This is a genomic window from Streptomyces sp. NPDC048111 (genome assembly GCF_043202815.1).
In the GTDB taxonomy this organism is placed as follows: domain Bacteria; phylum Actinomycetota; class Actinomycetes; order Streptomycetales; family Streptomycetaceae; genus Streptomyces.
In genome coordinates this window covers 74,633-101,625 of record NZ_JBIDBD010000003.1, presented here as the reverse complement: position 1 = coordinate 101,625, position 26,993 = coordinate 74,633, and the positions used below count along the sequence as shown (strand labels likewise).

The window sequence follows — 26,993 nt, the reverse complement described above, 5'->3', positions numbered from 1 at the left end:
CCCTTATGCCCGCGCGGCGCGGGCCAGCCCCAGTGCGTACTCCGGCCACCAGCGGCCCGCGCCGGGCCCGCCCCGGCAGGTGCCGTCCGACTCGCCGGGGCGCTTGATCCACAGGTAGGCATCCACCAGCGCGTCGCCGGTCTCCGCCGTGGGCGGGATCCCGAGAGCGCGACCAGGCGGGTTGCACCAGGTGTCGTCGCCGGGGCCGGTGTAGGGGCCGTTGCCGTTGCGGCTGGTGTCGACGACGAAGTGCTTGCCGCCGAGCGAGGCCGAGAGCCGGTGTCCGTACTCCACGCTGGAGGCGTTGGTCTGGAACGAGGAGACGTTGAGCGAGAAGCCGTCCGCCTGCCCGACACCGGCATCCCGCAGCGGCTCCAGGAGTGTGGACTGGTCGGTGATCCAGCCGGAGTGCCCGGCGTCCAGATACACCTTCGTCGCGGGCCCCTGCTTCAACTGCCGCACCGCGTAAGCGAGAAGCGAGAGGCGCTCGGACCCCGGCGCCGCGGGACAGCCGCTCACCAGGTGCGCCACGGCGTCGGGTTCGACGATCACGACGGCGGGGCGCCCGCCGATCCCGCGCGCGAAGGCGTCGACCCACGTGCGGTAGGCGCCCGCGTCCTCGGCGCCGCCCCGCGAGTCGCCGCCGCAGTCGCGGTGGGGAATGTTGTACGCGACGAGCACCGGGATGCGGCCGGCGCCGGCGGCGCTGCTCGTGAGGCCGCGCACCTCCTGCTCGACGCCCTCGGGATGCGGCCAGGCCGCCTGGGGCCGCAGCGAGATCCGTTCGATCAGCGCCGCGTCGGCGTCCCGGCCCGCCTGCCGCCACTCCGTCACCTGCCGGGCCGCCGGAGATTCCGGGTTCACCCAGTACGGGCCCGGATACGGCTCACCGGCACCCGGCCCCGGCAACGCCCCCGGCGCGGCGAAGCCGAGGGAGAGGGTGGCGGCGAGCGTCGCGAGACAGCAACGGATGCGAGAGCGTGACCAGACGGACATGAGTCTCCAACGGACATGAGTCTCCGGTAGTGCGGAACCTGCCGACTGCGGAGATCCTGACACCCGGGACGTTCCGGGCGCGCGGGCCGAGGGCCGTCCGGCGCAACGGCAGCACCGCGCCGCGGACCCCGGCGGCCCGCCCTGCGTGGCCACTTGAGAGCGCTCCATCCCGACGGGCCGACGGGCCCTCAGCCCGCCAGCAGGTGGGCGACGGCCCGCTCGGTCCACAGGCCGGCCGTGCCCGGGCAGGCAGCCAGATACGCCGTCACCGCGTGGACGTCCCAGGCCCCCGCCTCCAGGAGGCCCGCGGCCAGGTGCCGGAGGTAGGCGGCCGAGGGCGCCGTCCAGTCGACGTCGGCCATGCGCCAGGGAGCAGTGAACGTGAGCACCGGCCGGCCATCGAGCAGACCGGTGCGCACCAGCGTCTCGTACCGCCCCTCACCCAGGACGGACCGCCCGGTGCCCAGTACCTCGGAGAGGTCGAGGTCCGATCCGGGATCCCGGTACATCTCCTGCGCCGCGATGTCGGCGAACTGGCCCACCGTCACGAGGTGGGCCCGGGCGAGTACCCGCCCGTCCGCCTCCGGGTCGTAGAAGGCGCGGCCGCCGCGCCACACCGGGGACCGGGTCGCGAAATAGAGCGCTCCCGGGAGCTCAACCGGCACGGAGCGCACTGGCAACCGCCGGTCTCGGCACCCCGGGTACACCCGGGCCGCCCCGGCCGGGCGTCCGCCCGCGATGTAGTGGGCGAGCCGGTCGAGGTGCATGTTGGAGCCGTACGAGGCGTACCAGATCAGCCCGTCCGCAGGGCCCACGTGGTTGGGGCGGCCCGCGGGGCCGGCGCCGTCCTGTGAGTGTGCATGGTCCCAACTTCCGCCGTGTGTGCCGTCGTTCATCGCAGCACCTCCGTCGTCACGCCGTCACCTCGTCACCTCGTCACCTCGTCACGTCGTCCGTCGAACCCGATCCGCACGTCGAACCCGATCCGCACCCGCTGGGAGCCCAACGGGCCGGTCGTGCGGGTCGGCACCGGGCACCGGGCCCTTACCTCAGGAGTAATCGACCTCGGAGCCGCCGCCCGGCAGAGTCGAGGACATCGGGACCCGGGCGGCGCACTCCGGCCGGGTCCCGGATCCCCGACCGGCCCGAGCAGGACACCGCTCCAACCAGAATTCCGCTCCAACCAGAGCACCGCTCCAACCAGAGCACCGCTCCAACCAGGGCACCGGTCCCGAGCACGGCACCGGCCCCGAGCAGGACACCGGTCCCGAGCAGAACACCAGTCAAAGCAGGACGAACGTACTTCATGGAGGCTGATTCCCATGTCCGAGAACCGCTACGAAACCGCCGTCGCCCGCTACTTCGAGGCCTGGAACGCCGAGTCCGCCGACGACATCGCCAAGGCCGTGGCCGCCGCCTGGACCGAGGACGGCACCTACACCGACCCGCTCGCGGACGTGGCGGGACACGAAGGGGTCGCCGCCGTCATAGCCGGTGCGCACGCGCAGTTCCCGGGGTTCGCCTTCCGGCCGCTCGGCGCGATCGACGGGCACCACGACATCGTCCGCTTCGGGTGGGAGCTGGTGTCGGTGGCCGACGGCTCCGCGCCCGTCGTGGGATTCGACGTGATCGCGCTCTCAGAGGACGGCCGGATCCGGTCCGTCGCCGGGTTCCTCGACCGCGTACCGGCTACGGCATGAACGACTGAAGGTACGTCGCCGTCGCCGAATCCGCCGGCAGGAAGGTCTCGATGGCCAGCTCGGAGACGGTGACGTCCATCGGCGTGTTGAACGTCGTGATGGTCGAAATGAAGGACAGGACGGTGCCCGCGTGCTCGATGCGCAACGGCAGCGCGAAGGGGAATGACGGCGCGTGGTCCTGCTCACCGGCGTCCACGGCCTCCGTGGCTGACGGCACCGGGTGGGCGGCGACCTCCTCGTACAGCTCGCGCAGCGGCTCGCTGCGGAGCAGGGCGATCTGCCGTTCCATCTGCTCCAGGAGGTGCCCGCGCCACTGCGCCAGGTTGCGGATGCGCGGGGCGAGGCCCTCGGGGTGAAGGGTGAGGCGCATCGCGTTCACCGGCGGCGCCAGCAGATGCGCGGCCACGCCGTCGAGCAGCATCCCGATGCCACGATTGGCGGCGAGCACGGTGTACGTGGCGTCCAGCATCAGCGCGGGGTACGGGTCGTAGGCCCTGAGCAGGCGTTCCATCCCCTCGCGGAGCGCGTTCATGGACGGGTCGTCGAGCGAGGTCTGCGCATAGTGCGGGGCGTAACCGGCGGCCAGCAGCAGCGCGTTGCGCTCGCGGACCGGCACGTCCAGGTGCTCGGCGAGGCGCAGCACCATCTCCTCGCTCGGCCGGGACCTGCCGGTCTCGATGAAACTGATGTGCCGGGCCGACGAGTCGGCGCGCAGAGCCAGTTCCAGCTGGCTGATCCTGCGCTGCTCACGCCAGCCGCGCAGCAGCGGCCCGACTCCCGTTTCCAGTGCGGCAGTTGTCATACGTCAGACATTAACCCGCTCCGTTGAGAGCGCTTCCCCGCGGCTGGTGCCCCGCTCCATACGCCCGCCTCCGCGGCCCCGTCGGCGCAGCAGCCAGCCCGCCAGGACCGCTCCGGCCGCGACCTCGTACGCCGTCAGCGCTACGGGGAAGTCCGGCGCCGCCCGGTGTGTCACATAGGTGGCCGCACCGGCCGCCGCGACGGCGAGCCACTCCCAGCGCCCGTCCAGCGCCACCAGGGCGACCAGGAGCAGGGCGTACCACGAGTACCCGGGAGTGAGCAGCAGGAAGGCCCAGCCGAGGAGCAACAGCGCTCCGGACCACGGGCGTTCGGGCTTGCCCCGCCACATCACGTATCCCGTCACGGCGAGCAGCGCGGCACACGTCAGGGGCAGCGACCACGAGGCGGGCACCACCAGGCGCAGCAGCGCGAACTGACCCCCGTCGGCCGGATCGTCGTACCCCTCCTCCTCGGTGTACCCGCCGAGGTAGCCGAACACGGAGGAGTGCGAGATGAGGACGTACGGGAGGTAGGAGAGCGCGACCACCCCCGCCGTCGAGAGCAGCACGGTCACCGGACGCCGCCGCAGCACCGCGGGCAGCACCACGGCCGGCAGCATCTTGACCGCGACCCCCGCCCCGATCAGCACCCCGCCGAGCACGACGCGCCCCCATTCCGGCAGCACCCCACCCAGCCCGATGCGCCGCCACTCCGCCCGCCGGACGCCCCCCGAACCGCCGCCGCTCCCGTCCCCGGCCCCAACCTCGACTCCGTCCCGAACCGCCAGCACGCCAAGACCCGCCACCGTCAACAGGGCTGCCAGCACGTCGACATGGGCGTTGTTGACGGCCTCGACGGGGACAGCAGGGCACCAGGCCCAGTAAGCGGCGCCGGAGACCCGGCCCGGTCGGCCGTCCGGTCGCCGGCGCCGCAGGACGCGCAGCAGGACCAGGGTGGTGCCCACCGCGCACAGCGCGCCGCCGATCTGCAAGGGCTTGATGCGGGCGGAGGCGGGAGCGATCTCGTCCACCAGGAGGTACGAGACCTCGGCCACGGGCGGGTAAATGGTGTGCACCGAGGGCCTGTTGAGGCGAGTGCAGCCCCCGTCCACCGGGGCGAGGCCGGGCAGCGCGCACTGCGCGGGGTCGGTCGGGAAAAGCCAGGGGTCGCGCAGGCCGGTCAGCTCGCGGTCGGCCGGAGCGTGGTCGTACGGGGAGATGCCGGCGGCCTGCACGCGGCCGTCCCAGGCGTAGCGGTAGGAGTCGGTGCTGGTGCGCGGGGGCGCGAGCAGTCCGGTCGCGGCGACCGCGATGCCACCGGCCACGATCAGGGCCGCCTGGCGGCGGACCGGCACCTTGCGCACCGACCACGCGGCGGCGGCGAACAGCAGCCAGGAAGCGGCGTACCACCAGGAGAGCCCGCCCGGGTCGCTGAAGTAACCGTCGTGGAGGACGGTCAGGGCGAGCACGGCGGTGAGCGCGGCGAGCAGGGCGACGGTGCGTACGGCAGGTGCATGGGTCACCCCGCGAGCCTCGCAGCTCCGGGCCGCGATGCACGGCAGGCCGCCCCCGCCGTCCGCGAACCGTAAGGTTCCGCCGGGCGTACGGGGGCGGCCCGGCGGGCTACTTCCAGCCGCCGTACGGAACGGTCAGGAGTTCCATCCCGTGTCCGGCCGGATCCGGGAAATACACCCCGCGTCCGCCGTCGTTGTGGTTGATCTCATTCGGGTGCTGCTGATGCGGATCGGCGTAGAAGGGGAGGTTCATCGCCTTGACCCGGCCGAAAGCCGCGTCGAATTCCTCTTCCGAAACCAGAAACGCGTAATGCTGCGGCGTGATCTCGGTCCCCTCGGGCACCGTCGCGAAGTCGAGAGTGACTCCGTTGCTGGTCGAGACGGGGATGAAGGGTCCCCATTGCTTTCCGACCTCAAGGCCCAGGATCTCCGCCAGGAATTCGGCGGAAACTCTCTTGTCGTGCGAGAAAATGATCGTGTGATTCAACTGGACTGACACAGCGGAATGCCTCCAACAGGCATCTCAGCACCTCCATGTCTCACCCGGCCGGTGACCGACACGCGATGCTGCCCGAAGATCGTAACCAGAGGTGCGTGCCGCTGTCACGGTGTCGATCGAGCCATCGCGTGCGCCCGGCGGGGCGGATCGAGCGGGGCGTTCGCGAACCCGCCGGGCCCCTGGCGGTGCGGCCGAACGGGGCGTTCGTGAACCGCCAGGCCCCGGGCGGAGCGGGCCGAACGGGGGCGTTCGTGAACCGTAAGGTGTCGGGACGCCCGCATCGCGCCCCGCCCGGGGTGGGATGGGAGTCATGAAGCGACGACTCCCCGCGGTGCGGCCACCCGCCTTCCGGGGCAGACTGCACGACGCCCGCACCGCGACCTCGATCGGCCGCTGGCTGGGCGCCGCCATCGCGGTCTGCTTCGGCACCGGACTGATCAGCCACTACCTCCAGCACCCGCCGGCCTGGCTGACCGACGAGCTGCCCAGCAGACCCGCGTGGGGGTACCGGCTCACCCAGGGTCTGCACGTGGCGAGCGGTATCGCCGCGATCCCGCTGCTGCTCGCCAAGCTGTGGGCGGTGTACCCCCGCCTGTTCGCCTGGCCGCCGGTGCGCTCCGTACGGCACGCGCTGGAGCGCGTCTCGGTCGCCGTCCTCGTGGCGGGGGCGGTCTTCGAACTCGCCACCGGACTCCTCAACACCGTGCAGTGGTACCCCTGGCCGTTCTCCTTCGTGCCGGTGCACTTCGCGGTGGCGTGGCTCCTCGCCGGGGCGCTGCTGCTGCACGTGGCCGTCAAGTACCCGCAGATCAGGGCGCATTGGAGCCGTGCGTCGCCCGCGTCGGCGGCGCTGCCCGTCGCGGACGGGCCCGACCGGCGCTCGCTCCTGACCGGAGTGGCGGCCGCCGTCGGCGCGGTCACCCTGACGACCGTCGGCCAGTCCTTCACCCCGCTCAAGGCCTTCGACGTACTCGCCCCGCGCCACCCCGACCACGGCCCCGAGGGACTCCCGGTCAACCGGACCGCGAGAGCGGCCGGCGTCGTACAAGTCGACGCCCTGGCCTACCGGTTGGAGGTGCAGGGCCCGCGCCCGTACACCCTCACGCTCGCCGAGCTGGCCGCCCTCACCCAGCACGAGTCCGTGCTGCCCATCGCCTGCGTCGAGGGCTGGAGCAAGTCCGCCCACTGGACGGGCGTCCGCATGACCGACCTGCTGCGCCGGGCCGGCGCACCCCTGGACGCGCGGGTCCGGGTGGTGTCCCTGGAGCGGTACGGCGCCTACCGCGTCATGGAGATGGGCCGCGCATACGCCCACGACCCCCTCACCCTGCTCGCTCTGAAGCTCAACGGGCAGACCCTGACGGCGGACCACGGCTATCCGGCCCGCATCATCGCGCCGAACCGCCCCGGCGTCCTGCAGACCAAATGGGTCACCCGGCTGGAGGTGCTGTGATGCGTACGGTGCTGGGCGCGGCGGGGCTCGCGCTGATGGCGTTCGGCGGGCTGCTGATCTGGGACCAGACGACGCACTGGGACGTGCTGATCTGGCTGGCGGGCGCCGTCGTCCTGCACGACGGAGTGATCGCTCCGCTGGTCCTGGCCGTAGGGTTGCTGCTGGGCGGCCTGAGTGCCCGGAGCCGGGGGCTGGTGCGCGGCACGCTCCTGACCGCCGGCTGCCTCGTGCTGATCGCGCTCCCCGTACTGCTCCGCCCGCTCCCGACGGCCAACCCCTCGGTCCTACCGCTGGACTACGTCCGCGGACTGCTGATCTCCCTCGCGGTGGTGGCCGCCCTCGCGGTGGTGATCGGCGCGGCGCGCTGGGGGCGGGGGCGGCGTAACCGCCCTGACGAGCTGAGGGGTTGAGGGCGCCCGCAGGCCAGGCCCGTCGGCGCGCACAGGGCGCCCGCGACGTACCGTCCGGGGGGACATCCACGGACAAGCGGCCGAGAGCGCTCTCAGCGCTCCCGGCCGCCCACCGCACCCATGGGCGACGCCCCCTCCCACACGCTCTGGAACGCGAGCCGCAGACAGGCGGCGAGTGCTGGGTGCTCGATGTACAGGGCGGTCGTGGAGCCCGTCCCCGCGACCGGGTCGGGCATGTCGCACAGCACCAACGAGGCGTCCGCGATGACGAGTTTGAGCGGAAGGCGCTGGGCGAACCGCGCCTCCTCACCCGCCTCGGCGAAGCGCCGGACGTTCTCCAGGACCTCGTCGTCGGCCAGCGCGTCCCGCGTGTACACGGCCCGTACGGTGCCCTTGTCGCGACGCAGCCGCCGAGTCGCCTTGATCCCGCTCGTGTTGGCGGCCGGGGCGACGAAGGGGGGCATGCAGAAGGTCAGCAGCTCCGACTCGGCCTGGTCCTGGATGTCGGCGAAGCGCTCGGCGATCTGCCGCGGGTCGCGCAGCACCTCGATGTAGTCGAGGGGGTCGGTGTGGGCGCGCCCGTCCGACCAGAGCGGAAGGAGCATCGCCGTCAGACCGGTGGACACCTTCTCCAGGCGCTCCAGAGACTCGCGCTGACGGTTCATCAGGCGCGTGAGCGCGAGCTCCGGCGCCACCGCCGTGAAGGTGGCGACCCGGCCCCGGTGCGCCACCGCCAACTGGGACCGTACGAGTCCGTCGAGCACGTCGTAGATGCGCTGCCGCGGGACCTCGGCCTCCCGCGCCACCTGGGCGGCCGTATACGAGTCGCGCCTGACGAGGGCCAGGTAGACCCGGGCCTCGTAGCGGGAAAGCCCCAGCTCCACAAGGTCGTTGACGGACCCCTCATCCGGCTCCATGCGCATCCCCGTCCGGCTCCGTGAACGTCGTTCCCGACTGGCTGCCCGCCACCGTATACAGGTACACCCGTGCGTACGGGTCCAAGTACACCCGCGTGCCTCAAGGCCCGTTGCAGCGCCGCCTGTTGGGGCTCCGGGTGATCCAACCCCTTTCGAGGGCAAGGCTTTGCCTGGGGCTTGCCTAACGCTGTTGTCGCCCATGGCGCCCGTCGCTACCTTCATCCCTGCCACCACTTGACCGGGTGGCAGCTTCGCGAAGCGTCACTGTCATGCACCGTTCCGGCCGACGTGCCGGGGCGATGCGTCCAGGCCACGCCGCGTCCGCGTGGTCGACCCCGCCGTGTCCACCGGGCCGGACGTGCCCGACACACCGCAAGCACGCAAGCACGCAAGCACCCCGTAAGTGCCGCACACCCACCATCGAGCGCACCGCACGCTCACCTCCGGTCGACCACGGCACGGTCAGTGGCGATCGGTGACCGCGCACGAGCCGCCGACCCCAGACCGCGCTCCCACGGTCGGCCGGCGGACACACCCACACCGCTGCACACGCCGGATCCGTCCCGCACACCGGCCATACCCACCTGGCCGGACAGGAACGCGAGCGTTCTTCGGGCACACCGCGCCACGGAACGTCAGGGCGCGACACGGCACGGCACACCGCCACGCCGTGGCTCGGCCTGCTCCGGCACATCAACCCCCCATGGAGGGCAGTCACTTGTACTCGAAGAGACCCTTCGGCCTCCCCGGCCTCACCCGCCGGGCCGCCACCGCCGCACTGTCCGCGGCAGCCCTGGTGACCGGTGGACTCATCGCCGTCGCCCCGTCCGTGGCGGCCGCCACCCCGAGCGCCGCCGCCCAGCCCGCCAACGTCCAACGGCTGTGCGCCCAGCCCGCCGAGGCCGGCATGATGTCCTGCCTGGCCCTGGCCCGTACCGACGTCCAGCACCACCTCGGAATCTCCCCGAACGCCGCCCCGTCCGGCTACGGCCCGACCGACCTGCAGAGTGCGTACGCCCTGCCGTCGAACGCGGGCGCCGGTACCACCGTCGCCATCGTCGACGCCCAGGACGACCCGAGCGCCGAGTCGGACCTCGCCACCTACCGCTCGCAGTACGGCCTGCCCGCCTGCACCACCGCGAACGGCTGCTTCAAGAAGGTCGACCAGAACGGCGGCACCAACTACCCGACGGCCGACTCGGGTTGGGCCGGTGAGATATCGCTCGACGTCGACATGGTCAGCGCCGTCTGCCCGCAGTGTCACATCCTGCTCGTCGAGGCGAACTCCGCGTCCATGGAGGACCTCGGCGCGTCCGTGAACCGCGCGGTCACGATGGGCGCCAAATACGTCTCCAACAGCTACGGCGGTAGCGAGGACTCGACCGACCCGAGCTCCGACGCCTCCTACTTCAACCACCCGGGCGTCGCCATCACCGTTTCCTCCGGCGACAGCGGCTACGGCGTCGAGTACCCCGCCGCCTCCCAGTACGTGACCTCCGTCGGCGGCACCTCGCTCAACCGCGCCGGCAACTCCCGCGGCTGGTCCGAGTCGGTCTGGGGCTCCAGCTCCGGCGGTGAGGGCGCGGGCTCCGGCTGCTCGGCCTACGACCCGAAGCCGTCCTGGCAGCACGACACCGGCTGCGCCAAGCGCACCGTCGCGGACGTCTCCGCGGTCGCCGACCCGGCCACCGGCCTTGCCGTGTACGACAGTTACCAGGCCAGCGGATGGAACGTGTACGGCGGCACCAGCGCCTCGTCACCCATCATCGCCAGCGTGTACGCGCTCGCCGGCACCCCCGCCGCCGGCACCAACCCGGCGTCCTACCCGTACGCCCACACCTCGTCCCTGAACGATGTCACCTCCGGCGCCAACGGCAGCTGCAGCCCGGCGTACCTGTGCAAGGCGGCGGCCGGCTACGACGGCCCGACCGGGCTCGGCACCCCGAACGGCACCGCGGCCTTCACCGGCGGCACCAGCACCGGGAACACCGTCTCGGTGACCAACCCGGGCAACCAGTCGACGCAGGTCAACACCGCCGTCTCGGTCCAGATCCACGCCACCGACTCCGACAGCGGCCAGTCGCTGACCTACAGCGCCACCGGCCTCCCGGCCGGCCTCTCCATCAACGCCACGACCGGACTCATCTCCGGCACACCGACCGCGGCCGGCAGCTCCAACGTCACGGTGACCGCCAAGGACACCACCAACGCGACCGGCTCGACGTCCTTCACCTGGACCGTCACCACCTCGGGCGGCGGCTGCACCCCGGCCCAACTCCTCGGCAACGCGGGCTTCGAGAGCGGCAGCGCGGCCCCGTGGTCCGCGACCACCGGCGTCATCGACAACTCCAGCGGTGAGGCCGCGCACTCCGGCTCCTGGAAGGCCTGGCTCGACGGCTACGGCACCACGCACACCGACTCGCTGTCCCAGACGGTGACCATCCCGGCCGGCTGCCACGCGACCCTCAGCTACTACCTGCACATCGACACCAAGGAGACGACCGGCTCCACCGCCTACGACAAGCTGACGGTGACGGCCGGTTCGAGCACCCTGGCGAGCTACTCGAACCTGAACAAGAACACCGGCTTCGCGCAGAAGTCCTTCGACCTCTCCTCGTACGCGGGACAGACCGTGACCCTCAAGTTCAACGGGGTCGAAGACTCCAGCCTGGCCACGTCGTTCGTCATCGACGACACGGCACTGAACGTCAGCTGACCGCAAGTCCCGTGCGCTGGAGCTACGTTGACGCCGCGGTGACGGCGGGGTGACGGCGGGGCGGCGCGCGCGGACCGCGTACGCGAATGCTCCGACGCGAGGCACTCGGACAAGATGACTCGGACAGGAGGCGTTCGGGCAGGAGGCATTCGGACAGCAGGCACTCCGACAGGAAGCACTCCGACAGCAAGCAGTCCGACAGGAGGCACTCGGGCACACGAAAGGCGGGGCGGAGGTTTCCTCCACCCGCCTTCTCGTGCGGTCCGGAGCCGAATGGGCCCCGCACGGTGTCCGATGTCCCTAATCGCGCCGCAGGGCGAGGAACGGCCGGCCCGCCGCGGTCCAGCGTCCCGCGGGCTGCCAGCCGAGCGGACGGGCGCACGCCAGGAGTGCGTTGGTGCCGAGCCTGGCCCAGGCGAAGTCGCTCCCCGCCGCGCCTCGCGCGTCCGCGACCCGCACCCGGATCCGCTCGTCGATCTCGTACGGAGCGGCCTCCACCAGCAACAGGCCCTGGGGGACGACGAGTTGTGCCACGCGGGCGAGCAGCTTGGCCGGGTCGCCGCCGATGCCCACATTGCCGTCCACGAGGAGCGCGGTGTCCCAGCGTCCTTCGCCGGGCAGCCGGTCGAAGACCGAGCGGCACAGTGCGCTGCCACCCCAGGCACGGGTGTGGCGCACGGCTTCGGGGCTCACATCCACCCCGAGCGCCGCGACCCCGTCGGCGGCGAGCGCGGCCACCAGGCGCCCGGGCCCGCAGCCGATGTCCAGAACGGCGCCCCGGCAGCGGCGCAGCACCGTGCGGTCCGCCAAGTCCGGCTCGGCACACCAGCGTTCCACCTCCAGCGGCAGCAGCCAGCCGTCGGACCTGCGCAGGAACAGCGGGCCGCGACCGGAGCGCAGGGCGTCGGTGTAGGGGTCGGCGTGCCAGGCGGCGGGCGCCGCGGTCGTCGTGGCTGAGAGCGCTCTCACCATGTGTCCGGCCCGGTCGCGTGGGCTACGGAGGCATCGGCCCGCACCGCCGTCGTCGGCTCGGCGTCGGTCGCCGGTGAGGCCGGAGTGACGGGCGGGGGTGCGGGGTTCCCGATCCTTGGGCGCCCGGCCGGCGCGTACGCGGTCTCGCGGTGCTCGGGCACTGCGCACTCGGCTCCTGAGAGCGCTCTCGCGTCCCGGTCGGTGTCCAGCGCCCGGGCAAAGCGGCCGTGCGGCGCCTGGGCCGCGACCCGGCGGGCGTCGTGCGCCGTGTCCACGTCCCGCAGCCGGACCAGCTCGCGCACGGCGAGGCCGGCGTCCAGGAGCCGCTGCCGCTGGACCCGGCCGGTCTCGGGCAGCGACATCGGCACTCCGAGCAGCAGCGCGGGGTCGGGGTCGGTGAGGCCGAGTGCCCAGAACCCGCCGTCCTCGGCCGGCCCGAACCACGCCTCGCCGGGCCGCGGGTCCGCCAGCGCGGGGGCGAGCAGCGCCGGAGTGACCTGCGGAGTGTCCATGCCGATGAGCAGTGCGGGCCCCGGGCATGCCGCGAAGGCCGCCGCGATCCGCTCGTCGAGCCCTCCCGCACACTGCGCCAGCACGTCGATGCCGGGCGGGAGCCAGGGCCCCGGCTCACCGTCGAGCACCAGAACCCTGCGGCGTACCGGGGTGGCGAGCGCCGTGTCGAGGGTGTCGGCGAGCGACGCCTCCGCGATGCGGGCCGCCGCCTCGGGGCTGTAGGGCGGGGTGAGCCGCGTCTTGACCCGGCCGGGTACGGGCGCCTTCGCGAGGACGATCAGCGTCGTGCCCGAGGCCTGCCCCCGCGCCTGCCCGATCATCGGGCGACCGCCGGGACAGGACGCGCCGCCGGAGCCTCGGCCAGAACCTTGCGCATGTCGCGTACGGCGTTCCAGGTGCCCCGCCAGGTCCCGGTCACCTTCGACCTGCCGGCGCGCGGCAGATACGGCACGTCGTGCTCGACCACCCGCCATCCCGCGTCCGCCGCGCGCACCACCATCTGGAGCGGATAGCCGCTGCGCCGGTCCGTGAGAGCGAGTTCAAGCAGGGCCTCGCGGCGCATCGCCCGCAGCGGACCGAGGTCGTGCAGACGCAGCCCGGTGCGCCGCCGCAGCATGCGGGCCAGCGCCAGGTTCCCGGCACGGGCGTGCGGCGGCCAGGCGCCGGAGCCCTGCGGTCGCCGTCGGCCGAGCACCAGGTCGGCGTCACCGGACGCCACCTCGCGCACGAAGCGGACGAGCTCGCCCGGGTCGAGCGAGGCGTCGCAGTCGCAGAAGCAGACGTACTCGGCGTCGGCGGCGAGCAGCCCGGCGTGACAGGCCGAGCCGAAGCCCCGGCGGGGCTCGTGCACGACGGTCGCGCCGAGCGCGCGCGCCACATCGGGTGAACCGTCCGACGAGCCGTTGTCGACCACGACGGCCCGCCAGCCGTCCGGAATCCGGGCCAGCACCCAGGGCAGCGCCTCGGCCTCGTCGAGGCAGGGCAGCACGACGTCCACGGTCACACCGCGCGGCGCGGTCGGGGCCGACGCGGGAGGCGGCGACGCGGGAGTTGCGGAGGGGGTTTCAGTCACGCCCTCACCGTACGAATCCAAACCGGACAAAACGGATTTCGGGTTCTTACGAAACGCGGACGTCCCCCGCTCGTGTGCCGTCCGGCGCAGACGGACGCCCCCGGACGGTGCGAGGCTGGGTCTCATGCACAGCACCGAGAGCCGCATCCTGGTCGTGGACGACGACCCGACCGTCGCCGAGGTCGTCACCGGCTACCTGGAACGCGCGGGCCACGTCGTCGACCTCGCCGCCGACGGTCTCGCCGCCTTGCGCGCCGCCGCCCGCCGCCGTCCTGACCTGGTCGTTCTCGATCTGATGCTGCCCGGCATGGACGGCCTGGAGGTCTGCCGCCGGCTCCGCGCCTCGGGCCCGGTGCCAGTGATCATGCTGACCGCGCGCGGCGACGAGGACGACCGCATCCTCGGCCTGGAGATAGGCGCCGACGACTATGTGACCAAACCGTTCAGCCCGCGCGAACTCGTCCTCCGGGTCGAATCGGTCCTGCGCCGCGCGCGCGCCACCGCCGCTCGACCGGGGCCGCCCGTTTCGCGCTCGGGGCTCACCCTCGACCCGGCCGCCCGCACGGCGTCCAAGAACGGTGTCCAACTCGCCCTGACACTAAGGGAGTTCGACCTCCTGGCCTACCTCCTGTCCCGCCCGGGCGAGGCCGTCACGCGAGAGCAGCTGATGCACGAGGTGTGGGGGTGGGAGTTCGGCGACCTGTCCACGGTCACCGTCCACGTCCGCCGCCTGCGCGGCAAGATCGAGTCCGACCCGGCCAAACCTGCTCTGATCCGCACGGTGTGGGGAGTCGGCTACCGCTTCGAGGCGGGGGCGGGGGCGGGGGCGGAGACGTCGGCGGTGGCGGAGGTGGACGCGTCGGCCGGCGCGGAGGCCGGGGCGGACGCTGAGGCGCAGGTCGAGGCGGCCGCCGCCGAGTCGCAGCCGGAGACGCATGTGGCGCCGGAGGTTCCGGGCCCTGCCACGCAGCACCCCTATACGGATGGCCCCGCTACGGAGCACCTCTCCACGGAGCACCTCTCTGTGGATCGCCCCGCGACGGCTGGTACCGCTCCCCGCACGGATCACCTCCGCACGGATCACCTCCGCACGGCTGACGAGCCCAGTCCCGCAGCCACCCGTCCCGCACGCGCAGAATTCGGAGCGGCTCGTGGGTGACATCCTGCTCATCGCGGTGTACGCGTTCCTGGGCGCGGCGTTCGCCGGACTGGCCGGTGCCCTCGCCCTGCGCCTCCTGCGAAACCGCTCTCTCACCGTGTCCGTGGCCGTCGTCGCGGCCGTGGCGGTCCTCGCCATGCTGGCCGGCACGCTGGCTGTCGCGTGGGCGATGCTCCTGAATTCGCACGACCTGACGGTGGTGACCGTGGTCGTCGCCATGGCGGCGGTGGCCTCACTGGTGACCGCGCTGCTGCTGGGCCGCAGTGTCGTCGCCAGCAGCCGCCGTCTCGCCCTCGCCACGCGATCGTTCGGCGAGGGCGGCAGCTTCGCCGCGCCGACGGGGCCGGCCACCGCGGAACTGGCCGCACTGAGCCGCGAGTTGGCGGCCACGAGCGCCAAGCTGACCGAGTCGCGCGAGCGGGAGCGGGCCCTGGAAACCTCGCGCCGTGAACTCGTCGCCTGGATCTCGCACGACCTGCGCACCCCGCTCGCCGGACTCCGCGCGATGGCCGAAGCCCTGGAAGACGGCATGGCCAAGGACCCGGAGCGCTACTTCCGCCAGATCCGTACGGAGGTGGAGCGCCTGAACTCCATGGTGGGGGACCTCTTCGAGCTCTCCCGTATCCACGCGGGAGCGCTCTCACTGAACCCCGCCCGCATGTCCGTGCACGACCTGATCGGCGACGCCCTGGCCGGCGCGGACCCGCTGGCGCGCGAACACGGCGTACGTCTCGTCGGTGCGCGGGTGGACGCGGTGCCGGTCGAGGTGGACGGCAAGGAGATGACCCGGGTCCTCGCCAACCTCCTGGTCAACGCCATCCGGCACACCCCGGCGGACGGCACCGTCGCGGTCGCCGCCGAGGACGGCGACGGCGCGGTCACGCTCTCGGTGACCGACGGCTGCGGCGGCATCCCCGACGACGACCTGCCCCGGGTCTTCGACACCGGCTGGCGCGGCACCGAGGCGCGCACCCCGCCCGGCGGTGCGGGCCTCGGCCTCGCGATCGTCCGCGGCATAGTCGAGGCCCACTCCGGCCGCGCCGAAGTACGCAACGTCGCGGGCGGCTGCCGCTTCGAACTGATCCTCCCAGTGGCCCCCGCCGCGAACTGACCCCTTCAGGCGGCCCCCGTCCAGGGCCGCCCCGGCCGCTATGGGCCAGGCGCTGCCCGGCGGAGGCGGCGGCCGCCTTGCGGGAGCAGCAGCTCCCGACGACCCGTCTCTTGAGGCCGGTGAGTCGGTGAGTCGGTGAGTCGGTGAGTCGGTCAGGCCGGGCCGCCCGGTCACGCCCGTGAAACCGGTAAGACTCCGGCCGACCCCTCGGCGGCCTAGGCCTCTGCGGCGGCGAACTCCGCCATCCCCTCCGCGAAATCCACGGCCGGCTTCCATCCCAGCTCGTTCCGCAGGCGCGCCGAATCCGCGGTGATGTGCCGGACGTCGCCGAGCCGGTACTCACCTGTGACCACCGGCTCGGGACCACCGTGCGCGCGAGCGAGGGCGCGCGCCATCTCGCCGACGGTGTGCGGGGTTCCGCTCCCGGTGTTGTACGCGGTGAGCGCGCCGGCCGGGCCGCCTGAGAGCGCTTCCAGAGCCGCCACGTTCGCCGCCGCCACATCGCGTACGTGCACGAAGTCGCGGCGCTGCCGACCATCCTCGAAGACGCGGGGTGCTTCGCCTCGCGCCAGCGACGACCGGAAGAACGAGGCCACCCCGGCATAGGGCGTGTCGCGCGGCATGCCGGGCCCGTACACATTGTGGTAGCGCAGGGACACCGCCCGCCCGCCGGTCGCCCGCGCCCATGCGGCGGCCAGGTGCTCCTGCGCCAGCTTGGTGGTGGCGTACACGTTGCGGGGGTCGACCGGGGCGTCCTCACCGACCAGGCCGGGACTCAACTCGGCCTCACAGTGCGGGCATTGGGGCTCGTATCGTCCCGCGTCGAGCCATACGACCGGCCGTGGACCGGGGCGTACGACTCCGTGCTCGGCACACTCGTAGCGGCCCTCGCCGTAGACGACCATGGACCCGGCCAGCACAAGCTCCCGCACTCCGGCGTCGGCCATCGCGGTCAGGAGAACCGCGGTTCCGAGGTCGTTGCAGCTCACATAGTCCGCGGCATCGCTGAAACCGGTTCCGAGCCCGACCATCGCCGCCTGGTGGCACACCGCGTCCACTCCGCGCAGGGCGCGGGCGACGGCGTCCGGGTCGCGGACGTCGTCCGCCGGACGGACGGCCCGGTCCAGCACGAGCGGCTCATGGCCGTGGGCGGCAAGGGCTGTGACAATGTGCGAGCCGATGAAGCCCGCGCCTCCCGTGACAAGTACACGCATAGGGGAGACGCTACGGATGTGGAGCCCCGCCGTCACCGCTCCACCCCGTCATGTCACCACCCCGTAAGGAGTATTCGGACATGCCTGTTGAGCCGCTGTCTCAGAAGGACGTCGAGGACCGGCTGCGCGAACTGCCCGGCTGGTCGCTGTCGGACGAGCACGACCGGATCTCCCGCAGTTACCGTCTGGGCAGCCACTTCGCCGCGACCGCCATGGTCGTGCACGTCGCCCAGATCCAGGAGGAGCTCAATCACCACTCCGACCTGACGCTCGGCTACAACACGGTCGCCCTCTCCGTGAACACCCATGACGCGGGCGGCGCGCTCACCGAACTTGACTTCCAACTGGCCCACCGCATCGAAGAGATCGCTCCCGTCCACGGCGCGGGCTGACGCCCTGCTCCGCTGTGGGCGCCGGGGGTTCGGGGCTCGGAGGGGGTGAGGGGGCAGCGGTTGAGAGCGCTCTCGCCCCTCGTGGTGAAGTGAGGGGCGGCGCGGGGGTGACGAGTGAGAGCGCTCTCAGCCGCGCGGCCCCGCGACGTGGAACACAGACGTGACGCCCGACGGCCGTGGACACGGTGGCATGGCGGAGGCCGCCGCCCCGGGAGGATCGGGCGGCGGCCTCCTCGCGCGGGCCTTCATGTGGACCCGCACCGAGCCCGCACGGGCTCATGTCACGGCGGGCACGGGCCCACGTCACTGCGGGCAACCGTCAGTGCTGGTGGCGGCTCTCGCGGGCCAGAGCGGTCACGAAGTGGGCCGCGTCGATCGTGCCGACGCCGGTCGCCATGTCGTAGCCCTTCACCGCGGTGTAGCCGGTGACGCCGGCGTAGCTGTTGTTGGTGCCGTCCTTGACGTCGACGAGGCCGGAGCCCGGCTTGTAGCCCTTGTCCTTGTAAAGCGTGTAGAGCGCTTCGTTGATGTTGCCGAGGCGGTGTCCCGCGGCCTGGTCGGCGAGGGCGACGATGCCCGAGAACAGCGGGCTGGCCTCGCTGGTGCCACCGGAGACGTCCCAGCCGACGGCGGTCGGGTCGAAGCTGGAGTAGATCCAGGCACCGCCGTTGACCGCGGCCGACATCGAGATGTCCGGGGTGCCGCGCCGGTTGCCGACGGCGCCGCGCACACCGTTCTGGAAGGAGGGCCGCTCGAAGACGTGCGACTGACCGCCGCCGCCCGAGCCGTTGTCGTTGTAAACGCTCTCAGGGCTGAGCCGGTTGCCCTGGTCGTCAAGGTGCAGCTGGGTGCCGCCGATGGAGGTGACCAGCGGGTCGGAGGAGGGCCAGGAGTTCACCCGCTCCTTGTAGTAGCCGCTGCCGTCCGCGGTGTTGTCGGTGGCGCCGCCGTCACCGGAGGAAGCCAGCACGGTCACACCGTGGGCTGCCGCGTCCTTGAACGCGTACCGCAGGTTCTTGATGCTGGAGAAGTCACCCTTGTCGAAGCCGGGGAACGTGTTCTCCGTGGCTCCGAAGCTCTGCGTGATGACGTCGCCGATGCCGCGGTCGATGAGGTGCTTCTCGGCGTCCATCATCTCCGGCAGGCCGGTGACGCCCTCGGTCTCCGCGAGCGCGGTCTCGACCAGGACGATCTTCGCGTCCGGGGCGACGGCGTGAGCCATCTCGACGTCGAGCGTGGACTCGCCGGCCCAGCCGGTCATGTCCTTGTTCTTCGGGTCCCACTGGGGAACGTTGCCCCACTTGACCACGTCGACCTTGCTGCTGGGAATGCCGTACTGCTTGCTGTACACGTCCAGGTCGTGCTGGATCGTCGGCGAGCCGAAGGAGTCCACGATCACGATCGTCCGGCCCTTGCCGGTGATGCCCGCTTTGTAGAGCGGGTTCAGGTTGTACGCCTGGCGGTACTGCAGCGGCCCGTAGCAGGCGATCTTCCACTTGGCCTGGCACTGCTCGCTGGTGAGCGGGCCGCTCGTCGAGTGGGCCAGCTGGTGCCCGGCGACGGCCGGGACGGGCTTGACCGTCGGAACGGCGGGTGCGGCGGTGGCGGACCCGGACAGCGGGGTGGCTATCACCGCGGCGGCGGCAAGGGTGGTGGCCCCGACTGTCGCTGCTGCGGTACGAGTCCGGGGGCGGGCTATGCGCATGAGTGCTCCCTGAGTGGGGGTGAAGCCGCGCGGGGCGGTCTTCGTGATCCCATCGGGAGGGTCATGCGCAGGACAAGAGCGTTTAGTGCTTGATGCCGAACGCTTTGCCTGCGTGGTGCACTTACATGAACATTCTTGGTGGGTACCTGACCAACCAAAGTCGACAAGCGACAAAAGGAGCGCCGCCCGACATAGATCGGACGGCGCTCCGCGCCCAGGCCGAGAGCGCTCTCAGCAGCCCTTGCTCAGGCGCCGAGGTTGAACTCGGAGGGGTTCGGCCCCAGGCGCTTGCCCTCGTCGAGAGCGGCGAGCGCGGCCAGGTCGTCGGCGTCGAGCTCGAAGCCGAAGACGTCGATGTTCTCCTTGATGCGCGACGGGGTCACGGACTTGGGGATCACGACGTTGCCGATCTGGAGGTGCCAGCGCAGCACCACCTGGGCCGGGGTGCGGCCGTGCTTCTGCGCGATCGCGACCACCGTCGGAACCTCGAGCAGCCCGCGGCCCTGGCCGAGCGGGGACCACGCCTCGGTCGCGATGGAGTGCTTGGCGTGCAGCGCGCGCGACTCCGCCTGGGCGAGCTGCGGGTGCAGTTCGATCTGGTTGACGGCCGGGACCACCGAGGTCTCGCCGAGCAGCCGCTCAAGGTGCTGCGGCTGGAAGTTGGAGACGCCGATCGCCTTGGCACGGCCGTCGGCCTGGATCTTCTCGAACGCGCGGTAGGTGTCCACGTACGCGTCCTTGGCCGGCACCGGCCAGTGGATCAGGTACAGGTCGACGTAGTCCAGGCCCAGCTTGTCGAGCGAGGCGTCGAACGCGCGCAGGGTCGAGTCGTAACCCTGCTCCGAGTTCCAGAGCTTGGTGGTGATGAACAGCTCTTCGCGGGCGACCCCCGAGGCGGCGACGGCCTTGCCGGTGCCCCGCTCGTTCTCGTAGATCGCGGCGGTGTCGATGCTTCGGTACCCGGACTCGATGGCCGTCGCGACCGCCTTCGCCGCCTCGTCGTCCGGCACCTGCCAGACACCGAAGCCGAGCTGCGGCATTTCGACGCCGTTGTTGAGGGTGATGGAGGGGACCTTGCTCACGAGCGGTCGATCCTTACGTCGTCGGTTTGGTACTCCCATGCTCAACGAACGAACGGAGTGGGGCATTCCCGGCCGGGCCGTCCGAATTCCTGGCCGGGCTGTCCGATGCACCTGCCGACCAGGGGTTCGGTGTTGGGGCGCTCGGTGCCGCTGTCCGTTCCTGACGGTGGCGCGGAAGGCGGTACAGGGGGCCACATCGTGAGCCCCTGCGCGGGCGGACAAGGTGGTTGGCCGGTACAGCTCCGACCTTCTCTGTCCGACCCATCGACCGTGCCCAGTCAAGAAGCGAATCTGGTGCACGCACGTGAATGAACAAAGGTCACCCATGTGAACGTCGGCTCGCTTTCGCCGGCGCGCCCAGGCGTGATCCCGCTCGCTCGCCGCTCGCCGCTCGCCGTTCAGCCCTGGACCCTCGCCTCGTGAGGTCGTCTTGGCCTGGCTCGGCATGTCCGGGCACTGTCCAGCCTCTCGATGGCCATTCCCAACTCCCTTACGCAGAACTCAAGTTGATTGCGCGCGAACCATTGACACCAGCCGTCTCAAGCGTTGCGATGCAGGGGTGATGGTCGTTAGGAAGGTTTCCTAACCCGGAAGCTGCTCCATTTGCCTCGAATCGACCCCTGCCGTGCCCACCGTGCGCCCGCACCCTCCCCCCACCTCCCCCAAGCCTCCGCATCCCCATCCCCCTCCGTGGAAGGACCCCCCATGCGCATGTCCGCCCCCACTCGTCGTCTCGCCCCCACCCTCCTCGGTCTCGGCTGTTTGGTCGTGCCCTTGGTCGCCGCGGCTCCTCAGGCCGGCGCCGCCGACGCTCGTTCCGTGGGAGCGACGACCGGGCCCGCGGCAACCACTGCTGCCCCCGTCGCTTCCGGCACGATGGCGGTCGCCCCGTACGAGTACCTCGGCTGGGGCAACCCCCAGAAGCCGACCGACGTCATGGCGGCGACGGGCGTGAAGTGGTTCACCCTGGCGTTCGTCCTGTCCGACGGTGGCTGCAACCCGAAGTGGGACGGCTCGCGTGCGCTGACGGGCGGATCGGATGAGAGCGCGATCAAGTCCATCCGGGCGGCGGGCGGCGATGTGGTCGTCTCCGTCGGTGGCTGGAGCGGCAACAAGCTGGGCGAGAAGTGTTCCAGCGCTTCAGCGCTGGCGGGCGCGTACCAGAAGGTGATCAACGCGTACCACCTGAAGGCATTGGACATCGACATCGAGGACACCGAGTTCTCGAACGCCACCGTGCGGCAGCGGGTTGTGAGCGCTCTCAAAATCGTCAAGACGAACAACCCCGGGATCGTCACCTACGTAACCATGGGGACCACTCCGAACGGCCCCGACAGCAATGGCAAGGACCTCATCAAGAAGGGGGCCGCCGCCGGCCTGGCCAATGACGGCTGGACGATCATGCCCTTCGACTTCGAAGGGCGCAGCGGCAGCATGGGCTCGGCCACGGTGAGCGCTCTCGAAGGCCTGAAGGCCGACGTCAAGAGCGCCTACGGCTACAGCGACGACGCCGCCTACCGGCACATAGGCGTCTCCTCCATGAACGGCAAGACCGACGAGTCCGACGAGACGGTCACCACCGGCGACTTCCAGACCATGCTCGGTTACGCCAAGCAGCACCACATAGCGCGCTTCACGTTCTGGGCGGTCAACCGGGACCGCCAGTGCGCCTCGGGCGGAGACGCGGGCAGCTCGTGCAGCGGGGTGAACCAGTCCCCGTACGCCTTCACCAAGATCATCAGCCAGTACGCGGGCTGAGGGGGAGCGGGCGCGATCGTCCAGCAGCGCCGACGGGGTCGACGCGCCCCCTCCGCATTCACTGGCCGCCGCCCGGCCACCCCTTCCGTCCTCCGCCGCCGCGTCCGCCTCCGCCGTCCCCATGGGCACCACGCGGGCCTGGCGCGCCCCCGCCGTCAGGTCACTCGCCGGCTTGCCGCGACGGCCGGGCTCGTTGCGGGCACGCTGATCGCCGCCGCTCCGAACGCCATGGTCGGCACGCCCGACGCGAGCGCTTCCGACAGTCCCGCCATTCCGTTTGGCAGCCGTCAAATCCCGTACGTAGCAGGCACGTTGAAGCCGACCGGCGAGCAGGCGGTGATCGATCGGCAAGTGGTCGAGAAGTGTGCGGCAGGTTCGGCGGACTCCGATCGCGAGCGAGTCCGCCACCACGCAATGTAGGTCAAGTGGCCTATTAGGTGGGCCAGTTGGGGCGGGCGCCGTGGGCTGCGAGGTGGGGACGCCGCGCGTTGTCTGCGACGCCCGTTCAGTGGTAGAGCGCTTCCACCTCGGTCTCGTACGCCTCCTCGATCGCCCGGCGCTTCAGCTTCAAGGACGGTGTGAGCAGGCCGTGTTCCTCGGTGAACTGGTGGGCCAGAATGCGGAACGTACGGATCGACTCGGCCTGCGACACCAGGGTGTTGGCGGCGACCACCGCGCGGCGCACCTCGGTCTCCAGATCGGGGTCGCGCACCAGCTCGGACGGGGTGAGCGGGGGCTTGTTGCGCATGGCGAGCCAGTGGTCCACGCCCTCCTGGTCGAGGGTGACCAGCGCCGCGATGTAGGGGCGGTCGTTGCCGACCACGATGCACTGGGCGACCAGGGGGTGTGCCCGCACCCGCTCCTCCAGCGCGACCGGCGACACGCTCTTGCCGCCCGACGTCACCAGGATCTCCTTCTTGCGCCCGGTGATGGTGAGGTAGCCGTCCTCGTCCAGAGCGCCGATGTCGCCTGTGGACAGCCAGCCCTCCCTGAGCACCGCCTCGGTGGCCTTCGGCTCGTTGAGGTACCCGGAGAACACCTGCCCGCCGTGGATCCACACCTCGCCGTCGTCGGCGATGTGGACGGTGGTCCCCGGGATGGGCTGGCCGACCGTGCCGTACCGGGTGCGCTCGGGCGGATTGGCGGTCGCGGCCGCCGTCGACTCGGTCAGGCCGTACCCCTCGAAGACCGTGACTCCGGCGCCCTCGAAGAACAGGCCGAGCCGGCGTCCCATGCTGGAGCCGCCGGACATCGCGTGCCGCACCCGGCCGCCCATCGCGTCGCGGACCTTCCCGTACACCGTCTTCTCGAAGAACTGGTGCTGCATCCGCAGCCCCGCCGAGGGGCCGGAGCCACGGCCGAACGCCTTCTGCTCCGAGGCCTCCGCGTACTTGACCGCGATGTCCACGGCCTTGTCGAACGGGCCCGTCCTGCCCTCGGCCTCCGCACGGCGCCGGGCCGCGTTGAACACCTTCTCAAAGATGTACGGGACGGCCAGGATGAAGGTCGGCCGGAACGACTGGAGGTCGGGAAGCAGCGCCGAGGCGGAGAGCGCGGGCTGGTGACCGAGCTTCACCCGGCCCCGGATCGCCGCGACCTCCACCATCCGCCCGAACACATGGGCCAGCGGCAGGAACAGCAGCGTGGACGCCTCGTCGCCCGGACGCGAGTGGAACACCGGCTCCCAGCGGGTGATCAGCATGTCCGTCTCGAACATGAAGTTGGCGTGTGTGATCACACACCCCTTGGGACGGCCGGTGGTGCCCGAGGTGTAGATCACGGTGGCGACCGACTCCGGTGTCACCGCCCGACGGTGGCGGTGGACCACCTCGTCGTCGATGGTCTCGCCCCGTCTCAAGAGCGCTTCCAACGCCCCGGTGTCCAGCTGCCACAGGCGCTTGAGGTGGGGCAGGCGGTCGACGACCGAACCGATCGTCATCGAGTGGTCCTCGTGTTCGACCACACACGCGGTGGCCTCGGAGTCGTGCAGCATCCAGAAGACCTGCTCGGCGGAGGACGTCGGGTAGATCGGAACCGGCTGGGCGCCGATCGTCCACAGCGCGAAGTCGAAGAGCGTCCACTCGTAGCGTGTCCGCGCCATGATGGCGACCCGGTCCCCGAAGCGCACTCCGTCCGCGATCAGCCCTTTGGCCAGCGCGAACACCTGGTCCCTGAACTCGGCCGCGCTCACGTCCTGCCAACGGCCCGCGTCGTCCTTGCGGCAGAGGGCCACCCGCTGCGGGTCGTCCTGGGCATGGTCGAAGACGGCGTCGGCCAGTCCGCCGACCTGAGGTGCCGTGTCCATGGGTGGGACCGTGAACTCGCGCAATGACCTGCCTCCCTCCGGGGTGGCCACTCCCGGTGGCGCTCCGCACAGCGCGGTGACCGTACCCCACCCGCAGTTCCGGTGGCAGGGGACTTCTGGAAGTCGAGACGTTCGACGTCTTCACAGGTCAGCGGCCGAAAGGGGCCCACATGGGGACCGCTCGGGCACTCAGCTGACTCAAAGGCAGGCTTTGCGGAAAGCAATCTCCACGGAATCTGTACGCTCCAATCACCCCCGGCCCACGGCCGCGCCGCGTTTGGTACGGACCGCGCATGGTCGCCGAGAGCGCTCTCAGGTGGGGCAGGTGGGACGGCCGACGCCTCAACCGCTGCGCTGAGCCGGGTGGAGCCGATCGCCGCCGGCCAGGATCGCCGAGGCCAGAGCGCCCGCGGCCTCCTGCGCCGCCGAACCGCGCCGATGGTGCAGCAGGACGAAGTCGACCCCGCCGAGGTCCGGCAGACCCGCGCGGGCGGGGAGCGGGTCGAGACCGGGCGGAATCAGGCCACGCGTATGGGCCATCACCCCCAGCCCGGCCCGCGCCGCCGCGATCAGGCCGCTCAGGCTGCCGCTGGTGCACGCGATGCGCCAGGGCCGCCCGTGCTCCTCGAGCACCTCCAGCGCCCTGGCCCGGGTGATGCCCGGCGGCGGGAACAGGATCAGCGGAACGGGCCGCCCGGCGTCGAGCCGGAGCCCGGGTGCCCCGATCCAGCACAGCTCGTCCGTCCACACCAGCTCGCCGTGGCTGTCGCCGGGCCGCCGCTTGGCGAGTACCAGGTCGAGGCGGCCCGCCTCCAGGCGCCGGTGCAGGGTGCCGGACAGCTCGACCGTCAGCTCCAGGTCGACCTCGGGGTGGTCGCGCCGGAAGGCCTGGAGGATTTCCGGCAGCCGCGTGAGGACGAAGTCCTCCGACGCGCCGAAGCGCAGCCGGCCCCGCAGCCGGGTGCCGGTGAAGTAGTGGGCCGCCCGCTCGTGCGCGGCCAGGATCGTGCGCGCGAAGCCGAGCATCGCCTCGCCGTCCTCCGTCAGCCGCACGCTGTGGGTGTCCCGGCTGAAGAGCATCCGTCCGGCGGAGCCCTCCAGCCGCCGCACGTGCTGGCTGACCGTCGACTGCCGCAGGCCCAGGCGCCGTGCTGCCTGGGTGAAGTTCAGCGTCTGCGCGACGGCGAGGAAGGTGCGCAACTGCGTGGCGTCGTACATGCCTCCACGTTAACTCCGGCCATCGTGGAACGTGATGACAGTGAGAGCGGTGTGCGGGATTCCCGATCGCGGGGGACGGGAGCATCATCGGTAGGGCGCGACTGCATGGCGTCACTGGTGGGCGCGGTGGGAGTCGAAGGGCATGGGTGTCGGATGGGGCTGAGAGCGCTCTCGGCGCCGGCTCACTGAGGTGCCGCCGGTTGTGCGGGGCACGCGGGGCGCGCCGCGAGATTGGGCCGGGCCGGTGGGCTTGGCGCCCCGGGCGCGTCGGGCGGACCGCGCGGGCCGCGCGGGCCTCGACGTCCGACGCGTCCGACGCGTCAGGTTCGGTGACCTCCGTGGGTGTGCTCGCAAGCAAGAACGAAGACGATCGAGCAGGTAAGCAGGTAGATGAAGCACATGAGCCGCCGCACCCCGAAGCTGCCGTCCTGGCTGCCGGTCGACCCGTACGTACTGGCGCTGCTCGGCACGGTGGGTCTCGCGGCCCTGCTGCCGGCGTCCGGCGCGGCGGCCTCCGTCGCGAGCGGCGCGTCGACCGGAGCCGTCGCGCTCCTCTTCTTCCTGTACGGCGCCCGCCTCTCCACCAGGGAAGCGATGGACGGGGTGCGGCACTGGCGCCTCCACGTCACCGTGCTGGCCTGTACGTTCGTGGCCTTTCCCCTGCTCGGACTGGCGGCCCGAGGGCTGGTGCCGTTCGTCCTGACGCCCGACCTCTACAACGGTCTCCTCTTCCTGTGTCTGGTCCCGTCGACGATCCAGTCTTCGATCGCCTTCACCTCGATCGCACGCGGCAATGTGCCGGCCGCGATCTGCGCGGGATCCTTCTCCAGCCTCGCCGGGATCGTGCTCACCCCGCTGCTCGCGGCGGGACTGCTCGGCGGCAGCGGGGGAGGGTTCTCCGCGGATTCGCTCCTGAAGATCGTGCTGCAGCTCCTCGTTCCCTTCCTGGCCGGGCAGTTCCTGCGGCGCTGGGTCGGCGGGTTCCTGGTGCGGAACAAGAAGGTGCTCGGGTATGTCGACCGGGGCTCGATCCTGCTGGTCGTCTACAGCGCGTTCAGCGAGGGAATGGTGCGCGGTATCTGGCACCAGGTGAGCGCTCTCAGGCTCGGCGCGCTGCTCGCCGTCGAGGCCGTCCTGCTGGCCGCGATGCTCGCACTCACCTGGTACGGGGCGAAGCGGCTCGGCTTCGACCGCGCCGACCGGATCGCGATCCAGTTCGCCGGATCGAAGAAGAGCCTGGCCGCCGGACTCCCCATGGCCAGCGTGCTGTTCGGCGCCCAGGCCTCGCTCGCGGTGCTGCCGCTGATGCTGTTCCATCAGATGCAGCTGATGGTCTGCGCGGTGATCGCCAAGCGCCGCGCACGCGACCCGCTGCCGCCCGAGACGGCCCGAGACGGGATTGAGGACTCGGTCCGCGCTTGAGCCGGGGAGCGGTGGGGGCGGGGGTTCGAGTGGGCATCGGCTGGGCATCGGCCGGCAGGAGCGCC

The 26,993-nt window shown here is 71.5% G+C and carries 21 protein-coding genes and 2 pseudogenes; 9 read left to right on the top strand and 14 right to left on the bottom strand.

The features are described 5' to 3' along the window. Positions 1-3: 3 nt before the first annotated feature. Together ACGF3I_RS08210 and ACGF3I_RS08205 are read right to left on the bottom strand one after the other, a co-directional pair. Positions 4-996, bottom strand: a complete 993-nt coding sequence (locus tag ACGF3I_RS08210; RefSeq protein ID WP_393129812.1) for a glycoside hydrolase family 6 protein — start codon at positions 994-996, stop codon at positions 4-6. 188 nt (positions 997-1,184) lie between these two features. Then, positions 1,185-1,763 carry a histone deacetylase gene (locus tag ACGF3I_RS08205; protein ID WP_393130197.1) on the bottom strand — a complete coding sequence of 193 codons (579 nt, stop codon included), beginning with the start codon at positions 1,761-1,763 and terminating at the stop codon, positions 1,185-1,187. A 555-nt stretch (positions 1,764-2,318) separates the two neighbouring features. On the opposite strand from ACGF3I_RS08205, the gene ACGF3I_RS08200 reads away from it, so the two are divergent. Then, entirely contained in the window at positions 2,319-2,696 is a 378-nt protein-coding gene (locus ACGF3I_RS08200; protein ID WP_393129811.1) for a nuclear transport factor 2 family protein, read from the top strand. On the opposite strand, the gene ACGF3I_RS08195 is transcribed toward ACGF3I_RS08200, so the two are convergent. The 3 genes from ACGF3I_RS08195 to ACGF3I_RS08185 all read right to left on the bottom strand — a co-directional run bounded on the left by ACGF3I_RS08195 (position 2,686) and on the right by ACGF3I_RS08185 (position 5,509). Beyond that, positions 2,686-3,498, bottom strand: a complete 813-nt coding sequence (locus ACGF3I_RS08195; protein WP_393129810.1) for a helix-turn-helix domain-containing protein — start codon at positions 3,496-3,498, stop codon at positions 2,686-2,688. The genes ACGF3I_RS08200 and ACGF3I_RS08195 overlap by 11 nt on opposite strands. 3 nt (positions 3,499-3,501) lie before the next feature. After that, positions 3,502-5,019, bottom strand: coding sequence for a glycosyltransferase family 87 protein (locus tag ACGF3I_RS08190; RefSeq protein WP_393129809.1), 1,518 nt, complete (start codon positions 5,017-5,019; stop codon positions 3,502-3,504). 100 nt (positions 5,020-5,119) lie between these two features. Beyond that, on the bottom strand, positions 5,120-5,509 hold the full coding sequence (locus ACGF3I_RS08185) for a VOC family protein (protein ID WP_393129808.1): 390 nt from the start codon (positions 5,507-5,509) through the stop codon (positions 5,120-5,122). Positions 5,510-5,810: 301 nt separating this feature from the next. On the opposite strand from ACGF3I_RS08185, the gene ACGF3I_RS08180 reads away from it, so the two are divergent. Both ACGF3I_RS08180 and ACGF3I_RS08175 read left to right on the top strand, forming a co-directional pair. Beyond that, positions 5,811-6,962: a molybdopterin-dependent oxidoreductase gene (locus ACGF3I_RS08180; protein ID WP_393129807.1), complete on the top strand. Its 1,152-nt coding sequence runs from the start codon at positions 5,811-5,813 to the stop codon at positions 6,960-6,962. Next, entirely contained in the window at positions 6,962-7,372 is a 411-nt protein-coding gene (locus ACGF3I_RS08175) for a hypothetical protein (RefSeq protein ID WP_393129806.1), read from the top strand. Before ACGF3I_RS08180 ends, ACGF3I_RS08175 begins: the two co-directional genes overlap by 1 nt. 92 nt (positions 7,373-7,464) lie before the next feature. Here ACGF3I_RS08175 and ACGF3I_RS08170 read toward each other — a convergent pair whose 3' ends face one another. Next, a complete protein-coding gene (locus tag ACGF3I_RS08170) occupies positions 7,465-8,289 on the bottom strand; it encodes a TrmB family transcriptional regulator (protein ID WP_393129805.1) in 825 nt (274 codons plus the stop codon). A gap of 718 nt (positions 8,290-9,007) precedes the next feature. On the opposite strand from ACGF3I_RS08170, the gene ACGF3I_RS08165 reads away from it, so the two are divergent. After that, the gene (locus tag ACGF3I_RS08165; protein ID WP_393129804.1) at positions 9,008-11,005 is read left to right on the top strand and encodes a putative Ig domain-containing protein; all 1,998 of its coding nucleotides are present in this window, start codon (positions 9,008-9,010) and stop codon (positions 11,003-11,005) included. A gap of 300 nt (positions 11,006-11,305) precedes the next feature. Here the strand turns inward: ACGF3I_RS08165 and ACGF3I_RS08160 are convergent, their stop codons facing one another. The 3 genes and pseudogenes from ACGF3I_RS08160 to ACGF3I_RS08150 all read right to left on the bottom strand — a co-directional run bounded on the left by ACGF3I_RS08160 (position 11,306) and on the right by ACGF3I_RS08150 (position 13,487). Beyond that, a complete protein-coding gene (locus tag ACGF3I_RS08160; RefSeq protein WP_393129803.1) occupies positions 11,306-11,977 on the bottom strand; it encodes a class I SAM-dependent methyltransferase in 672 nt (223 codons plus the stop codon). 206 nt (positions 11,978-12,183) lie between these two features. After that, a pseudogene (locus ACGF3I_RS08155) lies at positions 12,184-12,810 on the bottom strand (DUF2064 domain-containing protein); the annotation flags it as partial. Next, the gene (locus tag ACGF3I_RS08150) at positions 12,807-13,487 is read right to left on the bottom strand and encodes a glycosyltransferase family 2 protein (RefSeq protein WP_393130196.1); all 681 of its coding nucleotides are present in this window, start codon (positions 13,485-13,487) and stop codon (positions 12,807-12,809) included. The pseudogene ACGF3I_RS08155 and the gene ACGF3I_RS08150, both read right to left, overlap by 4 nt. 199 nt (positions 13,488-13,686) lie before the next feature. Between ACGF3I_RS08150 and ACGF3I_RS08145 the strand changes: the two are divergent. After that, a pseudogene (locus tag ACGF3I_RS08145) lies at positions 13,687-14,460 on the top strand (response regulator transcription factor); the annotation flags it as partial. A gap of 253 nt (positions 14,461-14,713) precedes the next feature. Next, a complete protein-coding gene (locus tag ACGF3I_RS08140) occupies positions 14,714-15,832 on the top strand; it encodes a sensor histidine kinase (RefSeq protein ID WP_393129802.1) in 1,119 nt (372 codons plus the stop codon). A 215-nt stretch (positions 15,833-16,047) separates the two neighbouring features. Here ACGF3I_RS08140 and ACGF3I_RS08135 read toward each other — a convergent pair whose 3' ends face one another. Continuing rightward, entirely contained in the window at positions 16,048-17,046 is a 999-nt protein-coding gene (locus tag ACGF3I_RS08135; RefSeq protein WP_393129801.1) for an NAD-dependent epimerase/dehydratase family protein, read from the bottom strand. Between the two features lie 80 nt (positions 17,047-17,126). Here ACGF3I_RS08135 and ACGF3I_RS08130 point away from each other — a divergent pair, with 80 nt between their 5' ends. Next, positions 17,127-17,438: a 4a-hydroxytetrahydrobiopterin dehydratase gene (locus ACGF3I_RS08130; RefSeq protein ID WP_393129800.1), complete on the top strand. Its 312-nt coding sequence runs from the start codon at positions 17,127-17,129 to the stop codon at positions 17,436-17,438. Between the two features lie 319 nt (positions 17,439-17,757). Here the strand turns inward: ACGF3I_RS08130 and ACGF3I_RS08125 are convergent, their stop codons facing one another. Both ACGF3I_RS08125 and ACGF3I_RS08120 read right to left on the bottom strand, forming a co-directional pair. Continuing rightward, on the bottom strand, positions 17,758-19,143 hold the full coding sequence (locus ACGF3I_RS08125; protein ID WP_393129799.1) for a S8 family serine peptidase: 1,386 nt from the start codon (positions 19,141-19,143) through the stop codon (positions 17,758-17,760). 245 nt (positions 19,144-19,388) lie between these two features. Then, positions 19,389-20,225: an aldo/keto reductase gene (locus ACGF3I_RS08120; protein ID WP_393129797.1), complete on the bottom strand. Its 837-nt coding sequence runs from the start codon at positions 20,223-20,225 to the stop codon at positions 19,389-19,391. An 819-nt stretch (positions 20,226-21,044) separates the two neighbouring features. On the opposite strand from ACGF3I_RS08120, the gene ACGF3I_RS08115 reads away from it, so the two are divergent. After that, positions 21,045-21,983: a chitinase gene (locus ACGF3I_RS08115; protein ID WP_393129796.1), complete on the top strand. Its 939-nt coding sequence runs from the start codon at positions 21,045-21,047 to the stop codon at positions 21,981-21,983. A gap of 505 nt (positions 21,984-22,488) precedes the next feature. Here ACGF3I_RS08115 and ACGF3I_RS08110 read toward each other — a convergent pair. Together ACGF3I_RS08110 and ACGF3I_RS08105 are read right to left on the bottom strand one after the other, a co-directional pair. Next, positions 22,489-24,288: an AMP-dependent synthetase/ligase gene (locus ACGF3I_RS08110; protein WP_393129794.1), complete on the bottom strand. Its 1,800-nt coding sequence runs from the start codon at positions 24,286-24,288 to the stop codon at positions 22,489-22,491. A 342-nt stretch (positions 24,289-24,630) separates the two neighbouring features. Next, positions 24,631-25,506, bottom strand: coding sequence for a LysR substrate-binding domain-containing protein (locus ACGF3I_RS08105; protein WP_393129793.1), 876 nt, complete (start codon positions 25,504-25,506; stop codon positions 24,631-24,633). 399 nt (positions 25,507-25,905) lie between these two features. Here ACGF3I_RS08105 and ACGF3I_RS08100 point away from each other — a divergent pair, with 399 nt between their 5' ends. Next, positions 25,906-26,928, top strand: coding sequence for a bile acid:sodium symporter family protein (locus tag ACGF3I_RS08100; RefSeq protein ID WP_393129792.1), 1,023 nt, complete (start codon positions 25,906-25,908; stop codon positions 26,926-26,928). Positions 26,929-26,993 lie beyond the last annotated feature (65 nt).

Excerpts from the sequence above, each read along its gene's own strand:
- ACGF3I_RS08135 (WP_393129801.1), bottom strand. The coding sequence starts at position 17,046 with ATGCGTGTACTTGTCACGGGAGGCGCGGGCTTCATCGGCTCGCACATT.
- ACGF3I_RS08105 (WP_393129793.1), bottom strand. The coding sequence starts at position 25,506 with ATGTACGACGCCACGCAGTTGCGCACCTTCCTCGCCGTCGCGCAGACG.
- ACGF3I_RS08160 (WP_393129803.1), bottom strand. The coding sequence starts at position 11,977 with ATGGTGAGAGCGCTCTCAGCCACGACGACCGCGGCGCCCGCCGCCTGG.
- ACGF3I_RS08180 (WP_393129807.1), top strand. The coding sequence starts at position 5,811 with ATGGGAGTCATGAAGCGACGACTCCCCGCGGTGCGGCCACCCGCCTTC.
- ACGF3I_RS08100 (WP_393129792.1), top strand. The coding sequence starts at position 25,906 with ATGAGCCGCCGCACCCCGAAGCTGCCGTCCTGGCTGCCGGTCGACCCG.
- ACGF3I_RS08110 (WP_393129794.1), bottom strand. The coding sequence starts at position 24,288 with ATGGACACGGCACCTCAGGTCGGCGGACTGGCCGACGCCGTCTTCGAC.
- ACGF3I_RS08205 (WP_393130197.1), bottom strand. The coding sequence starts at position 1,763 with ATGCACCTCGACCGGCTCGCCCACTACATCGCGGGCGGACGCCCGGCC.
- ACGF3I_RS08210 (WP_393129812.1), bottom strand. The coding sequence starts at position 996 with ATGTCCGTCTGGTCACGCTCTCGCATCCGTTGCTGTCTCGCGACGCTC.
- ACGF3I_RS08195 (WP_393129810.1), bottom strand. The coding sequence starts at position 3,498 with ATGACAACTGCCGCACTGGAAACGGGAGTCGGGCCGCTGCTGCGCGGC.
- ACGF3I_RS08130 (WP_393129800.1), top strand. The coding sequence starts at position 17,127 with ATGCCTGTTGAGCCGCTGTCTCAGAAGGACGTCGAGGACCGGCTGCGC.
- ACGF3I_RS08125 (WP_393129799.1), bottom strand. The coding sequence starts at position 19,143 with ATGCGCATAGCCCGCCCCCGGACTCGTACCGCAGCAGCGACAGTCGGG.
- ACGF3I_RS08200 (WP_393129811.1), top strand. The coding sequence starts at position 2,319 with ATGTCCGAGAACCGCTACGAAACCGCCGTCGCCCGCTACTTCGAGGCC.
- ACGF3I_RS08170 (WP_393129805.1), bottom strand. The coding sequence starts at position 8,289 with ATGGAGCCGGATGAGGGGTCCGTCAACGACCTTGTGGAGCTGGGGCTT.
- ACGF3I_RS08175 (WP_393129806.1), top strand. The coding sequence starts at position 6,962 with ATGCGTACGGTGCTGGGCGCGGCGGGGCTCGCGCTGATGGCGTTCGGC.